The 14,270-nt window shown below is 64.8% G+C and carries 10 protein-coding genes; 4 read left to right on the forward strand and 6 right to left on the reverse strand.

What is annotated here, in order from left to right; translation table 11 throughout:
- Positions 1 to 76: 76 nt before the first annotated feature.
- Genes C5N93_RS22905 through C5N93_RS22920 form a run of 4 tightly spaced genes read right to left on the reverse strand, consistent with a single transcriptional unit; the run spans position 77 to position 6,712 of the window.
- Complete coding sequence (locus C5N93_RS22905) at positions 77 to 727, reverse strand: TetR/AcrR family transcriptional regulator (protein ID WP_242561041.1); 651 nt, start codon at positions 725 to 727, stop codon at positions 77 to 79.
- Positions 724 to 2,304 carry an efflux transporter outer membrane subunit gene (locus tag C5N93_RS22910; protein ID WP_242561042.1) on the reverse strand — a complete coding sequence of 527 codons (1,581 nt, stop codon included), beginning with the start codon at positions 2,302 to 2,304 and terminating at the stop codon, positions 724 to 726. The genes C5N93_RS22905 and C5N93_RS22910 overlap by 4 nt, the downstream gene beginning before the upstream one ends.
- The gene (locus tag C5N93_RS22915) at positions 2,301 to 5,501 is read right to left on the reverse strand and encodes an efflux RND transporter permease subunit (protein ID WP_277990418.1); all 3,201 of its coding nucleotides are present in this window, start codon (positions 5,499 to 5,501) and stop codon (positions 2,301 to 2,303) included. Before C5N93_RS22915 ends, C5N93_RS22910 begins: the two co-directional genes overlap by 4 nt.
- Positions 5,498 to 6,712, reverse strand: a complete 1,215-nt coding sequence (locus tag C5N93_RS22920; RefSeq protein ID WP_242561043.1) for an efflux RND transporter periplasmic adaptor subunit — start codon at positions 6,710 to 6,712, stop codon at positions 5,498 to 5,500. Before C5N93_RS22920 ends, C5N93_RS22915 begins: the two co-directional genes overlap by 4 nt.
- A gap of 723 nt (positions 6,713 to 7,435) precedes the next feature.
- Here C5N93_RS22920 and phbB point away from each other — a divergent pair.
- Together phbB and C5N93_RS22930 are read left to right on the forward strand one after the other, a co-directional pair.
- Complete coding sequence (phbB, locus tag C5N93_RS22925; RefSeq protein WP_242561044.1) at positions 7,436 to 8,179, forward strand: acetoacetyl-CoA reductase; 744 nt, start codon at positions 7,436 to 7,438, stop codon at positions 8,177 to 8,179.
- A gap of 41 nt (positions 8,180 to 8,220) precedes the next feature.
- Complete coding sequence (locus C5N93_RS22930; RefSeq protein WP_242561045.1) at positions 8,221 to 8,820, forward strand: hypothetical protein; 600 nt, start codon at positions 8,221 to 8,223, stop codon at positions 8,818 to 8,820.
- On the opposite strand, the gene C5N93_RS22935 is transcribed toward C5N93_RS22930, so the two are convergent.
- Positions 8,802 to 10,493 carry an alpha/beta fold hydrolase gene (locus C5N93_RS22935; RefSeq protein ID WP_242561046.1) on the reverse strand — a complete coding sequence of 564 codons (1,692 nt, stop codon included), beginning with the start codon at positions 10,491 to 10,493 and terminating at the stop codon, positions 8,802 to 8,804. The genes C5N93_RS22930 and C5N93_RS22935 overlap by 19 nt on opposite strands.
- Positions 10,494 to 10,920: 427 nt before the next feature.
- On the reverse strand, positions 10,921 to 11,601 hold the full coding sequence (locus tag C5N93_RS22940) for a phosphatase PAP2 family protein (protein ID WP_242561047.1): 681 nt from the start codon (positions 11,599 to 11,601) through the stop codon (positions 10,921 to 10,923).
- A 257-nt stretch (positions 11,602 to 11,858) separates the two neighbouring features.
- On the opposite strand from C5N93_RS22940, the gene C5N93_RS22945 reads away from it, so the two are divergent.
- Both C5N93_RS22945 and C5N93_RS22950 read left to right on the forward strand, forming a co-directional pair.
- Positions 11,859 to 13,019: an acyltransferase gene (locus C5N93_RS22945; protein WP_242561048.1), complete on the forward strand. Its 1,161-nt coding sequence runs from the start codon at positions 11,859 to 11,861 to the stop codon at positions 13,017 to 13,019.
- A 124-nt stretch (positions 13,020 to 13,143) separates the two neighbouring features.
- Positions 13,144 to 14,136 carry a sensor domain-containing diguanylate cyclase gene (locus C5N93_RS22950; RefSeq protein WP_242561385.1) on the forward strand — a complete coding sequence of 331 codons (993 nt, stop codon included), beginning with the start codon at positions 13,144 to 13,146 and terminating at the stop codon, positions 14,134 to 14,136.
- Positions 14,137 to 14,270: the final 134 nt, after the last annotated feature.

Raw genomic sequence — 14,270 nt, forward strand, 5'->3', positions numbered from 1 at the left:
GCCTGGCTGGAAACGCTGATCGGTTTTCCGACCGCGAGCCGCGATTCCAATCTCGCGTTGATTGAATCCTTCGATCTCAGCCTTCGGTGTCCGGCGGCGTGAAAAAGACCATCTCGACCTGCTTGAGCAGGGCGGGACCGAAGGCCTCGCCGCCGACTTCCGGCGCAATCACCTGCATCAGCACCGGTGAGCCGGGCGGCGGGTGCAGCGCGTGAGCGAGCACGCAGAAATACATGGCCGGGTGCTCGGCGCGCACCACGCCGGCGGCCATCCCCTCCACGATGAGCTTCTCCATGCAGTTGTAGACCGGTTCGAGCAGATGGCGGTACAGCACCGCACCACGCTCGCCGGTCTCCGTGGCGTGCAGGGAAATGAAGCGTTTGTGCTCGGGATGCTGCACGGCGTAGGCCGCAATGAGTGCAATGGCGTCGCGCAGCCGGTCGCGTACCGGGCGGGTGGTGTCGTCCGCGATTGCTTTCAGATTGTCGACGGGGGCCGTGAGCGCGGCTTCGAGCGTATCGACGCAGGCGCGCCAGAGTTGCTCCTTCGAGCCGAAGTGCACGCGCACGAGGCTGGCGTCGACTTTTGCCGTAGCGGCGATGCCGCGCAGGTTGGCGCCGTCATAGCCGAGATGCGAGAAAGCGTCGATGGCCGCGTTCAGCAGGGCTGCGCGGCCATCGGGCAAGTGTTTGGGGCGTCGGCCCCGCGTAATGGGTGTGGCGGTCATCGTCGGGCTACGTCTTGCGACGGGGGCGACTGTGCGTCGGCCGGTGCGGTCGCTGCCGCCCCGCTGGCCGGTGCTGCCGCATCGACCGATGGCTCGGGCGGCACCCCCATCGCGTAAAACAGTAGCGCAGTATCCGACAAACGCGCGCCGGTTGCACGCACCGTCGTCAGATAGGCGTTCCAGTACTGCTGCTCACGGCCTCGCGCCGACGACACCGGCAAGGCCCCCAGACGCACCCGCGCGGCGGTGTCGCGATAGATCTGCTCTGCCGCGGCACTCGCGGTGTCGGCATGCAGTAGCGACGTATTGTCCGCTTCGAGCGATGCCAGCGTGTCCGCCACGTTCCTGAACGCCGTCAGCACGGTCTGCTTGTACTGATCGACGGCCGCTTCATACGTGGCCTGTGCCGCCCGACGCTGGGCGAGCAACGCGCCGCCGTGGAAGATCGGTTGCGAGATCGACGCGGCAATGCTCCACAGCGAACCGGCGTTGGACATGACCGTCGGCCAGTTGAAGCCGCCTTTGCCCATCGACGCGGTGAGCGACAGGCTCGGGAACATCTGCGCCGTTGCCACGCCGACTTCGGCCGATGCCGCCTTGAGCGCCATTTCCGCCGCCTGAATATCGGGTCGCGACTGGAGCAACGTCGACGGCACCACGACCGGCACCGTGCCCGGCACCTTCAGTTCCCCGAGCGCCAGATCCTCCGGCGCCTGATCCGGCGTGCGGCCGAGCAGAACGGCGAGCGCGTGGCGAGTGGACTGCCATTGCGCCCGAAGTCCCGGCAACGACGCCGCAAGTGACTCGGCGTTCTGGGCGGAAGCGAGGGCGTCGGCGCGCGACACGGCGCCGAGCGCTTCGCGGCGCGCCATGTCGGTGGCGTCCGCCTGCGCGAGATCGACGAGACGCTCAGTCGCCTTGACCTGCGCGCCGAGCACCGACGCGCTGATCGCGCCCGAGACGATATTCGCCGCCAGCGCCTGACGAGCCGATTCGAGCTGGAACGCCTGCTGGTCGACCTGCGCGGCGAGCGAGGCGTTGGCGAAACGCGAGGCGCCGAAGAAGTCGAAGGTGTAGCGCGCCTGAATCTGGCCGACGAACATGTTGTACAGCGCCGTCGGCGGCCGCAGGTTCGGGATGCCCAGATTGCGTTCACGCGCGGCTTCGCCGCCGATGTCGATGGACGGGAACAGCGACGAGCCGATCTGCGCCTTCAACTGCTCACGTGCGGCCTGCAAGGCATGATCCGCCGACGACAGGTTCGGGCTGTTGCGCAGGCCTTCGTCGACCAGCGCGTTCAGCTTGTCGGACTGATAGGCCTGCCACCACGCCTTGACCGGCGGCGCACCGACGTCGAACCGTTGTGAGGCGCCTTGCGCCGTGACCGTCTGCGTGGGCAGGGCGTTCACGCCGTAGTGCGACGGCGAGGGCATCGCCGGTGGCTTGTCGCCCGGGGTGAACGAGCAGGCGCCGAGCCAGAGCGGCAGAATCGACACGATGGGCACGAGCAGGGCGGGACGGCGCACCCGGCGTGAAACCGGTTGCGTCAGCGAGCGCAAAACGATGCGCGAGGTCATGAGCGATCTCCTTGCGGGCTGGCGGACGCCGTATGGCCCGCATGCGACGCGCGTTCGTCGTGACGCACGCGGAAGGCCGTCGCGTACAACGCCGGCAGGAAAAACACGGTCAGGATGGTGGCGCTGGTGATTCCGCCCATCAGCGCGGTCGCCATCGGACCGAAGAAGTTGCTGCGCAACAGCGGGATCAGTGCGAGCACGGCGGCGGCGGCCGTCAGGGTAATCGGACGGAAGCGTCGCACCGTGGCGCTCACGATGGCGTCGAAGCGCGGATGCCCGGCCGCGACGTCCTGCTCGATCTGATCGACGAGAATCACCGAGTTACGCATGATGATCCCGAACATCGCGATCACCCCGAGCATCGCCACGAAACCGAATGGCTTGCCGAACAGCAGCAGCGTCGCCACGACCCCGATCATGCCCAGCGGCGCGGTGAGCACCACCAGCATGGTGCGCGCGAAGCTCTGCAACTGGATCATGAGCAGTGTGAGCACGGCGATGATCATGATCGGCATTTGCGCGTTGATCGATGCCTGACCCTTGCCCGATTCCTCGACGGAGCCGCCGATCTCGATGCGATAACCGACAGGCAGAGCCTTGCGAATGTCGCTGAGCTTCTTGTAGACGGCTTCGGTCACGTCGATGCCTTGCTTGCCTGCGCGGACGTCCGAGCGCACGGTAATCGTCGGCTGACGGTCACGTTCCCAGATCACGCCGTATTCCAGTTCGTCGACCACGCGTCCGAGCGTGGCGAGCGGCACCGGGCCGTTCGGCGTGGGCATCGCGAGCGTGGCCAGCCTGGCCGGATCGACACGCTCGGCCTTGGGCGAGCGCAGCGTGATCGAGATGAGCTTGTCGCGCTCGCGATACTGGCTGATGTCGTACCCCGTGAGCGTCATGGCGATGAAGTTCGCAATGTCCGTCGAACTCACGCCCAGCGCACGCGCCTTCTGCTGATCGACTTCGAAGCGCACGGAGCGCTGCGAGGGTTCGTCCCAGTCGAATTGCACATCCACCGTGTCACCGTTGTTGCGCATCACGTCCGCCACCTGCTCGGAGATCTTGCGCACGGTGCCGATGTCGTCGCCGCTCACGCGGAACTGCACGGGGAAGCCGACCGGCGGTCCGTTTTCCAGACGCGACAAACGCGTGCGCACGCCGGGCATGGCCTCGCGCAGCTTCGGTTCGAGCCACTGCGCCAGTGCTTCGCGTTCCTCCACCGACTTGGCGGTAATCACGAGCTGCGCAAAGTTCGGCGTCGGCAGTTGCTGGTCGAGCGGCAGATAGAAGCGCGGTGCGCCAGTACCGACGAAGCTCACCGTGTGGTCGATTTCCTTACGGCCTTCGAGCAGTTTTTCGAGGCGCTGCGTTTCGCGCAACGTCGCCTGATACGACGCGCCTTCCTGCAAGCGCAGGTCCACCATCAACTCGGGACGGTCGGAGCTGGGGAAGAACTGCTGCGGCACGAGTGAGAACCCGGCCATGGCGATAAGGAACAGCACGACGGTAATGGCGAGCACGATGATCTTGCGCTCGATGCACCACGTCAGCCAGCCGCGCAGGCGGTTGTAGAACCTGGTGTCGTAGACCTCGTGCTCGTGATCGTCGCCATGATGCGCTTCGCGCGGACGCTCCGGCAGCAACTTGTAGCCGAGCAACGGAATGAGCACGACCGCTGCGAGCCAAGACGCCAGCAATGCGATGGCCGAGACTTCGAAGATCGAGCGCGTGTATTCGCCGGTGCTCGATTTCGCCAGCGCGATCGGCAGGAAGCCGGAGACGGTGACGAGCGTGCCGGTGAGCATCGGAAACGCCGTGCTGGTGTAGGCGAAGGCGGCGGCGCGCTTGCGGTTCCAGCCTTGCGCGAGCTTCACGGCCATCATTTCGACGGCGATGATCGCATCGTCCACCAGCAGACCGAGCGCCAGAATCAGCGTGCCAAGCGAGACCTTGTGCAGCCCGATGTCGAAGATGTACATGAACAGCGACGTGACGGCGAGCACCACCGGAATCGAAATCACCACGACCATGCCGGTGCGGAATCCCAGCGAGACGAGACTCACGACGAGCACGATGGCCACGGCTTCGGCCACGGCTTCGAGGAAGTCGTCGACCGAGTGCGACACGGACTGCGACATGCTCGCGACTTCGGTGAGCTTTAGCCCGGCAGGCAGTTGCGCGCGTAGGTTGCCCATCGTGCTCTCGAGCGCCTTGCCGAGGTGAACGACGTCCTGCCCCTTTTGCATGGTGATGCCGATGCCGAGCACAGGCTTGCCGCCGAAGCGCATTTCCGAGACGGGCGGATCGACATAGCCGCGCTTGATCGTGGCGATGTCGCCCAGACGGAACGTGCGGTTGTTCACCCGGATGAGCGTGTCGGCGAGTTCGTCGACATTGCGGAACTGGCCGCTCGGACGCACCACCACACGGTCGTTCGGCGCTTCGATGGTGCCCGCCGGCGAGACGGCGTTCTGGCCGTTCACGGCCTGCGCGATCTGGTTCGGGGAGATGCCCAGCCGCGTGAGCTGCGTGTTGCTGATCTCGACGTAGATACGCTGATCCTGATCGCCGAAGTAATCAACCTTGGCCACACCTGGCACGCGCAGCAGCACGGTGCGCAGGGCGTCGGCGTAGTCGCGCAACTGGGCAGGGCCGAAGCCGTCGCCTTCGAGGGTGAAGATGTGCGTGTAGACGTCGCCGAACTCGTCGTTGAAGAAGGGGCCCTGAACGCCGGTCGGCAGCGTGTAGGCAATGTCGCCGACCTTCTTGCGCACCTGATACCACTCCTCGGGCACTTCGCTCGCGGGCGCCGAGTCTTTCATCGAGAAGAACAGCAGCGACTCGCCCGGGCGCGAATAGCTGCGCTGGAAGTCGATGCTGGGCATTTCCTGAAGCTTGCGCGCGATGCGGTCCGTGACCTGTTCCTGCACTTGTTTGGCCGTGGCGCCCGGCCAGAACGTGCGGATCACCATCACGCGGAACGTGAAGGGCGGGTCTTCCGATTGGGCGAGACGCGAGTAAGCCAGAATGCCGAAGATCGTCGCCATCGCGATCAGGAAGATCATCAGCGAGCGATGGCGCAAGGCCCACGCGGAGAGGTTGAAGCGTCCCTCTTCGTGGCTGTAATCCTTCGGTTCGTCGCTCGGTGCGGCTTGCGGGTCGTGGGGCACGGGCGGTTTCCCGTCTAGCGTGCTCATGACGCGAAGTCCTCCGGATGCAGCGGCGCGATCACGCGCACTTTCTCACCGGCGGTGACCGTGTGAACGCCTTGCCAGACGATGCGCTCGCCGGGCTGAATGCCGCCCGCAACCGTCACGGTGCGCTCGCCGTAGCGCACGATCGTTACGCGTCGCAGCACGAGCGTGTCGTCTTGCTTGACGACCCACACGGCGGGCTGATTGCCTTGATGGAAGAGTGCGGTGGACGGCAGGGTGATCGGGTGAGCGTCGGCAGCGGCGCCTGCTGACGGCGCGGATGCCGCCGCCGGTGCAGATGCTCCCGCTGCCGCCGTCGCGACCGGCGCCGTGAGCGGCTGTGCGAAGGCCACGTTGGCCGTCATACCGAGCTTCACGTCCGGTCCGGGCGAGAGCAGGGAGAGCTTTGCGCGGTAGGTGCGGCTCATCGGATCGGCCGCCGGCGAGATTTCACGCACGCGCGCTTGCCAGGTCTTGCCCGGAATGGCGGGCAGGGAGACGCTCGCCGTCTGCCCGATGCGGAACGCGCCGAGCGCGACTTCGGGCACGTCGGCGATGACGTCGACGTCGCCCGTCCATGCCAGTTGATAGACGGGTTGTCCGGCGCTGACGTTCTGCCCGGTATCGGCCTGCTCGGCCGTAATGACACCGTCGCGGTCCGCCTTCAGATTGCCGTAGCTCAGTTGATTGCCAGCCAGCGCGGCTTGCTGACTCGCCTGATTGCGCTGGGCCAGCGCGCTGGCATAAGCATTTTCGGATTGTTCGAGTTGCGCTGGCGCAATCAGGTTTTCGCGGGCCTGCGCGCGGTCGCGCGTCACGGTCTGCGTTGCATATTCGAGCTGGTGCTGCGCCGCGTCGAGTTGCGCACTGGCACTGGCGGCACTCTTGGCGAGGTCGGCCGGATCGAGCCTCGCGACGACCTGACCGGCCTTGACGGCATCGCCCAGACGTACCGAGCGATCAACGATCTTGCCGGCCACGCGGAACGACAGCGGCGTGGTGTAACGCGCTTCGATCTGTGCGGGCAACGACGCGATGGGGGTTTGCTCGGCGAGCTGAGCGGCGACCGCAACGACCGGTCGCGGCGGCGGCTCCGGCGGGGCTTTGCGTGAACAGGCGGCCAGGGTGGCGGCCGCAATGGCGGTGGTAGCGACCGTCAGCGCAAGCCGGCGGCGCGCAGCGGTGTCTGACAATACGGCGGGCAGAAAGGACATCATGCGCTCGTGACCCACAAAATGAGGAATCCGGTAGGAAAAACAACGAGTTGCGACGCTTGTGACAACCGGATTTCTCACGCGGGCGCTGGCGCGCGACAAGGCGACGGTCAGCAAAAGCGGCGTGATCCGGGAAAAAATCTACGGGCGATGATATATGGATTGCCCACGCCCTGCAACGGGGTGAACGACGTTCGTTGGACCCCGCTGTGACTATCGATAGGGTCGGGTCATTGGATTGTTGTCGACAGGGGGCGAATCGCCAACCAACAAATTATTTTGGAGTACGATGCCTGTCACGTGCTCGCGCGTTTTCGCGAGCACGGGTGAGCGGATCGCTCGACATGAATATCACGTCAGATTGCATGCAATGAACCATATGACGATTGGACGTCGACGAATGCCTCACGGAATGGCTGTTCACCGGGACAAATTGTCACAACCGAGGAACGTTGTCACGCGCATCGAGTCGCACTCGGGCCAGTCGCAACGACTGGCGACATCGTAGCGAAGACACCCGGCAGTTCACGACGCGAGCGGCGCAGAACATCGATGCCGGCGGCGGGCTTTTTGGTGCAGACAGTGCAACGTCGGCGCTACGGCTTGACTGAGGTCAAGCGAAGGACATGCGGGGATGTCGATTGCCACAGCAAGTCGGCCGTTCGCGACTATGCTGGATGTATCCGAAGTTTAACGACTGATTCTCACCAGAGACGGATAGCCATGACAAAACGAACAGCATTGGTTACAGGAGGCATGGGCGGTTTGGGCGAAGCGATCAGCCTGCGTCTTGCTGATGCCGGGTACCGCGTCGCGGTCACCTGTTCCCCCAACAATCACGATTGCGAAGGCTGGGTCGAGCGCATGCGCGCGACGGGCCGGGAGTTCGCGGCCTATCGTGTCGACGTTGCCGACTTCGCGTCATGCGAGGCTTGTGCGAAAGCCGTCGAATCGGACAGCGGTCCGGTAGACATTCTCATCAATAACGCGGGGATCACGCGCGACGCCACGATGCGCAAGATGACGGCCGAGGACTGGCAGTCGGTATTGCGTACGGATCTGGATAGCGTTTTCAACATGACGCGGCCCATTTTCGGCGGCATGATCGCGCGTGGCTGGGGGCGCATCGTCAATGTCTCGTCAGTCAACGGCAGTCGCGGGGCGTTCGGTCAAGCCAACTACGCGGCGGCGAAAGCCGGGATGCACGGCTTCACCAAGGCGCTGGCGCTCGAAGTCGCCAAATCCGGCGTGACCGTCAACACCATTTCTCCGGGGTATCTCGCCACGAAGATGGTCACGGCCGTGCCACAGGAAGTGCTCGAATCGCGCATTCTTCCGCAGATTCCGGTCGGACGTCTGGGGCGCCCCGACGAGGTCGCAGCACTCATCGCCTTCCTCGTGTCCGACGACGCAGGTTTCATCACCGGTAGCAACCTCGCCATCAATGGCGGTATGCATATGGAGTGACGCGTAGCGACGCAGCTAACTACTTACTTAGGAGAGTCACGATGTCAAAGGAAACGAACCCGGCACTGGCGTTGGTCAAGCTCGGTACCGCCAGCGCACTGGGCGCCTACGGAATTCTGCTGGAAGCCGCGCAACGCACGCACCAACTGCAAGTCGAACGCGATACCGAACTGCTCAAGGCGCATTCCGAAGCGGCCAAGTCGCTTGGCGGCGCGAAGGACTTCAATGGTCTGGTGACCGCCCATCTGCAATTGCTCAACGGGCAGTTGGCCCAGCAAAACGAGTTCTGGCGCGAATGGCTCGCGGTGTGCGCGAACAACCAGTTGCTCTGGGCCGAGCATTGCCGCAAGACGGGCGAGGAGCTTCAGCACGGCATGGCCGGCGCGATGACGTTACCTGATCTGATCGGTGCCGGCACCGCAGCGGGCGCCGCGACGCAAGCCGCCGAAGCGCCGTTGCAGAAGTGGTTCCAGGCATTTAACGAGGCCACGCAGGGCACCATGGACGCGTGGCGTCGTATGTCCACGGAGGCCGCTCAGGCGACCGAGGCCGCCGTCTCGAACGCTGCGCAGCAGTCGCCGCTCAATGGACGTGTGCCGCCCAAGCGCGGCGGCAGCCAGGCTCATCGCTCCAGCACGTAAGTCCCCGGCGCGTCGTGTAGCGCCTTCTCAGGCGGCCAGGGCGCGGCGATGGATTTGCCGCTGCCCTGCGCCAGCAGCCACGCCTGCCAGGCCGGCCACCACGAACTTTGCATGGCCGGCGTGGCGCCAAACCATGCATCCGGATCGCGATACGCCGAGCCCGCCACGCGTGTGGCGACCCGGTGATGACTGCGCGCATGTCCCGGCTCGCACACCACGCCCACGTTGTGACCGCCCGAGACGAGGGCGAACGTCAGATCCCCGTTGTAGAGCCGATGCATCTTGTAGACGGAGCGCCAGGGCGAGATATGGTCGCGCTCGGTCGCTACGACGAACATGGGCACACGGATATCCGATAGTGCGACCGGTTGCCCGCCGATCTTCAGTGTGCCCGTGGCCAGCGCATTGTTCAGGTAAAGCTCGCGCAGACATTGGCTGTGTAATCGCGCTGGAATGCGGGTCGTATCCGCATTCCAGACAGTGAAATCGGTAGTCTGCGCCGGGGTGCCGAGCAGATAGTCGCGCATGAGCCGTGACCAGATCAGGTCGCGCGAATTGAGTAACTGGAACGTGCCTGCGAGCTGTTCGCCGCTGATGAAGCCTTGACGCCACATCATCGCTTCGAGATACGCGACCTGACTGGCGTCGATGAACAGGCCGAGTTCGCCCGGCTCGCTGAAGTCCGTCTGCGCGGCCAGCAGCGTGACGCTGGCGAGCGCGTTTGCGTCGTCTCCTGTCTGACGTGCGCGCTGGGTCCCGTTTCGACGCGCGAGCGTCGCGGCCGCGATGGCGAGCAACGTGCCACCGAGGCAATAGCCGCACGCATGCACCGGCACGTTACCCGTCAGACGCCGGACTTCGCGCAGCGCGCTCAGCAAACCCGATTCGAGATAGTCGTCGAGCCCCCGGTCGCGATCCTGCGGTCCGGGGTTATGCCACGAGATCATGAAGACGCTATGGCCCTGCGAGACCAGATAGCGCACGAGCGAGTGTTGCGCTTGCAGATCGAGAATGTAGTACTTCAGCAGCCAGGAGGGCACGATCAGCACCGGCTCGCGCCACGTTTGCGCCTGCGTCGGCGCGTATTGCAGTAGCTCGAAATAGGCGTTGCGATAGACGACCTTGCCCGGTGTCGCGGCAATCTCGTGACCGACGCGGAACGCCCGGCACGCCTCGGGGCCGGCACCGGGCGCGTCGCCGGCCGCCATGTCCTTCAGGTCCGACCACCAGCGTTGCGCGCCTTGCACGAGGTTCTGGCCCTGCGTCTCGCGAATGGCGCAAAGCACTTCGGGGTTTGCCCACCACTGATTGCTCGGCGAGAAGACGTCGAGCCATTGGCGCGCCATGAAGCGCACCACGTCACGGTGATGCGGATCGACCCCCGGGATCTCGCCCGTCATTTCGTCGACGAAGTCCTGCGTGCGCAAGAATCGCTCGCGCAGCCACGAGAAGGGCGGCTGATCCCATGAGGGATCGCGAAAGCGTCGATCGATCCCGGGGGGCGGGCTGGCGTCGGTTGTCTGCGCTGTGCCCGGCTTGTCGATGGCGGCGAACGCCTTGAAGACGTTCAACTGATGACCGGGTGCGGTCGCGGCGTGCATGGCCCAATCCGCCCACGCGAGCGCGACAGCGGCGGGGGAGACGTTGCCGGTGAAACGGGCAGTCGTCGCCATTGCGGCCCGATCGAGATGATCGGTGAACGAGGTCGATGGCGTGGCATGCGGTGTGGACGGCTGGCTCGATACCGGATCGGGCGCTGGCGTCGTGGCAGCCGCATCGGAGGGCGTTACGCCGTAAGGGGTGGCGCGCCGCGTCGGCGGACGGGTGGTTTTCGGTGTGCCGCGAGACCGCGAAGCGGGGGCAGAGGTGAGGGGCGGCGGTGTCTGCGACGTTGCACCGGATTTGGCGGGTCGCGTTGAAGAGGAGCGGGACGTCTTGTCACTGCGAGCAGGCATGGCGAACTCCGTTCGATCGCTCGACGTGGATCGGGCGTTTCGGTGAATATAACGCACGCCACGTATGACTGTTCTGATCTGTGACAAGTTGCGCACGAGCGGCCGAGACCGGTCGCGCGCGGTTGTCTGGTGCCGGCTTGCCGCGTCAGTGCGCGGGCGCGGGGGTTCCGGTCGACGACGGGAATGCCGGCAGCACCGGCATCGGCGCCGGTTTGCGCGCCTGCCAGCTATAACGTTTGAACGGCTGATCGCGGCCCGACATCATGAGGGCGATTTCCGTGATCCAGCGCTGTGTCGGCACGCGCTCGCCGTGCAGCCACATCACGAGCACGAACAGGCTCGCCGCCATCGGCAATGTTTTCAGGTTGGGCGCATCGTCACCGCGCGTGACCCATGCGAACGCCGCGCACACCGAGAACCCGACGATGCAGCCGGCAATCGATTCCGACACCGAATGCGCCGACAGGGCCACGCGCGACACGCCCACGGCGACGCTGCCGGCGGCAGCCGCCACGGTGCCCAGCACGCGCCAGGGCCATGCCAGATTGCGCAGTAACAACCATGCAATGACCGGGTAGACGGTAGCGGCAAACATCGTATGGCCGCTCACGCCCGTAAAGTCGATCTCGCGCACCCCAAGTCCCCAGCCGAGGAACATCACCTTGGAGACCGCCACGACGAACGAGCCGGCGCCGAACAGCGCGACCCACGCGAACGCGGCATGCCATGCGCGTGCGGAAAGCAACCAGAGGGTGAGGGCGATGGCCAGCGGCACCGTGACGGCGGCGCTGCCGAAATTGGTAATGGTGATCCAGAAGTTAGACATGACTGCCAGAAGACGGCCCGACAGCAGAAGGCGTCGGGCGAAAGCGATATCTTACGCGCGCCATCGTGACAGGCACAAATTGTCATATGACGGCGCGGACTCAGGGCGTCGGACAACCCGTTGCCCCGATCGTTCGCGACGGCCGCCATGATTTTCCGTTGGCGCGTGACCCGTCGAATTCGATGGGGTGCTGTCGGCGCCTCCACATAGTACGATGTCTGCGGTGTGACCCCCCGCGCACCATTCCCGGAGTCTTCATGGTTTTTCCCTCGGCGCAGGCGCCCCTTGCGGCGCACCGGCGCGCGCGCAACGACGGCATCGACCTCTTGCGCGGCCTGTCCATTCTCTTCGTGGTCGTTCATCACCTCGCGCTCAAGTTCCGTCTGCCGCTCGGCCCGAGTCTGCTGGGCGACGTGCTGCCCGAACGCATCGTCAAGGGCATCAGCTTCAACGGTTACGAAGCCGTGTTCGTGTTTTTTGTCATCTCTGGTTTCGTGATTACGCGCCGGTCGCTTGAGCGATACGGTTCGCTCGACGCCATGCGCTGGCGCCATTTCTACGCGTTGCGCGCCGTGCGCATCTTCCCGCTATTGCTGTTGTTGCTGGCAGTGCTGTCGGTCATGCATCTGCTGGACGTGCCGACCTTCGTCATCAACAAGCCGGGGCAATCGCTGCCCGGCGCGCTGGCCGCAGCGCTGACCATGACGCTGAACTGGTACGAAGGGCGCACGAACTGGTTGCCCGGCGGATGGGATGTGCTGTGGTCGCTGTCCATCGAAGAGTGTTTCTATCTCGCGTTCCCGCTGCTCTGTCTGGTGCTACGTGGCCCGTGGCGCGTGCTGGCGCTCGTGGCGCTCGCGATGTCGCTGCCATGGACGCGCGCTGCGCTCCAGGGCAACGAGATCTGGCAGGAGAAAGCGTATCTGCCCGGCATGGCGGCGATTGCATGGGGCGTGTTGACGGCGCTGGCCATGCAGCGTGCGACATTGCCACGCGCCGTTGCCCGCGGCCTCGGTGCGCTGGGCGTGCTCGGACTGCTTGCCGTTGTCTTTTACGGGGACGTCTTGTGGCCGCTCATGCACGACCACGTCATGTTGCTGCTCTGCGCGAGCGCGGCGTTGTGGCTGGCGGCGGTACACGGTTCGACGCGTGCGGTGCCGCGCGGCTTCGGCTGGCTCACCCAAATGGGGCGATGGAGTTACGAAATCTATCTGAGCCACATGTTTGTGGTGCTGGCCGTCACGCCGGCCTATCGTTCGCTGGCGAACGGCGATATGCGCTGGACGTTCCTCGTCTACCTTCCCGTGCTGGTCGTCTGCACGCTGCTCGGCGGCGCGTTGCACCGGCATGTCAGCACGCCGGCGGCCCGCCGCCTGTTGCCGCGTCAAACCGCGGCGACGCCTGCCGGTGCGTTGTGAGCCGCCGACACTGCCCCACGCCGTCTGCGGTTCCGACATGAAATTCCGAAGGTGCGATGGTACATTTCGGGTTCACGCTTTTTGATGAACAGGATGGGTTGTGAGCCATAACGCCGTGAGTGTGATGCCCGAAAGCCATACGCTTTTGGAGATCGTGAAGACGCAGACCGAAATCGCCAAACTCGGTCTGGACCTTGGGGGCGTGATGTCCTTCGTGACGGAGCGGGTTCAGGATCTGACGCAGGCCAACGGGGCCGTGGTCGAGCTGGCCGAAGGCGACGACATGGTGTACCGGGCGACGTCCGGCGTGGCCGCCAACTTGCTCGGCATGCGTCTGTCGCGTGACGGATCGCTCTCAGGGCAATGCGTGAAGACCGGCGAGATTCTCCGTTGCGACGACTCGGAAACCGACCCGCGTGTGGATCGCGACGCTTGCCGCAAGGTCGGTCTGCGCTCGATGATCGTCACGCCGCTCAAGCATCTGGACACGACCGTCGGCGTGCTCAAGGTTTTTGCGCCGACACCGTCGGCGTTTCCCGATGCCGATGTCCGCACGCTCGAACTCATGAGCGAACTCATCGCCGCCGCCATGTTTCATGCGGCACGATTCGAGACCAGCCAGTTGTATCTGCAAGCCACGCACGATGCGCTCACGGGATTGCCCAACCGCGCGCTGTTCTACGACCGCCTGCGTCAGGCGGTTCATCTCGCGCTGCGTTCCTCGTCACGGCTCGGCATTCTGAACATCGATATGGACGGGCTCAAGCCCATCAACGACAGATTCGGCCATCGCGCTGGGGATGCCGCCATTCGTGCCGCCGCCGAGCGCATGAACGCTACTGCGCGACGTTCCGACACGATCGCGCGGGTGGGCGGCGACGAATTCGGCATGATCCTGTGTGGCATCCACTCGCGTGCCGACGCCGTGGCGCACAGCGAACGGCTCGCGCAGGAGGTCGGCGCACCGTTCGAGTTCGAGGGGGAGACGCTGGAACTGGGCGTGAGCGTCGGCATTGCGATGCTGCCGGACGACGGTACCGACATGACCGAGCTGATGGACCATGCCGACGAGGCGATGTACGCCGTCAAACGTACGCGGCCTGGTGTCCGGCGCTGAGTCGTTGACGCTTGCCTCAGACCTCTCAATCACGCTCATTGCGGTGTGCTAAGTCCCAATTTTCGGTGTTTTGGCCGCTAGTTGCGTGTCGTTTGGGTCTTTTCCCATCAATTTGCGCTCCTGTGGCCCGTAGA

This window comes from Pandoraea sp. LA3 (assembly GCF_022696215.1).
In the GTDB taxonomy this organism is placed as follows: domain Bacteria; phylum Pseudomonadota; class Gammaproteobacteria; order Burkholderiales; family Burkholderiaceae; genus Pandoraea; species Pandoraea capi.

Bases quoted from the DNA above. Each gene is read 5' to 3' on its own strand.
- C5N93_RS22905 (WP_242561041.1), bottom strand. From the start codon at position 727: ATGACCGCCACACCCATTACGCGGGGCCGACGCCCCAAACACTTGCCC.
- C5N93_RS22910 (WP_242561042.1), bottom strand. From the start codon at position 2,304: ATGACCTCGCGCATCGTTTTGCGCTCGCTGACGCAACCGGTTTCACGC.
- C5N93_RS22915 (WP_277990418.1), bottom strand. From the start codon at position 5,501: ATGAGCACGCTAGACGGGAAACCGCCCGTGCCCCACGACCCGCAAGCC.
- C5N93_RS22920 (WP_242561043.1), bottom strand. From the start codon at position 6,712: ATGTCCTTTCTGCCCGCCGTATTGTCAGACACCGCTGCGCGCCGCCGG.
- phbB (WP_242561044.1), top strand. From the start codon at position 7,436: ATGACAAAACGAACAGCATTGGTTACAGGAGGCATGGGCGGTTTGGGC.
- C5N93_RS22930 (WP_242561045.1), top strand. From the start codon at position 8,221: ATGTCAAAGGAAACGAACCCGGCACTGGCGTTGGTCAAGCTCGGTACC.
- C5N93_RS22935 (WP_242561046.1), bottom strand. From the start codon at position 10,493: ATGGCGACGACTGCCCGTTTCACCGGCAACGTCTCCCCCGCCGCTGTC.
- C5N93_RS22940 (WP_242561047.1), bottom strand. From the start codon at position 11,601: ATGTCTAACTTCTGGATCACCATTACCAATTTCGGCAGCGCCGCCGTC.
- C5N93_RS22945 (WP_242561048.1), top strand. From the start codon at position 11,859: ATGGTTTTTCCCTCGGCGCAGGCGCCCCTTGCGGCGCACCGGCGCGCG.
- C5N93_RS22950 (WP_242561385.1), top strand. From the start codon at position 13,144: ATGCCCGAAAGCCATACGCTTTTGGAGATCGTGAAGACGCAGACCGAA.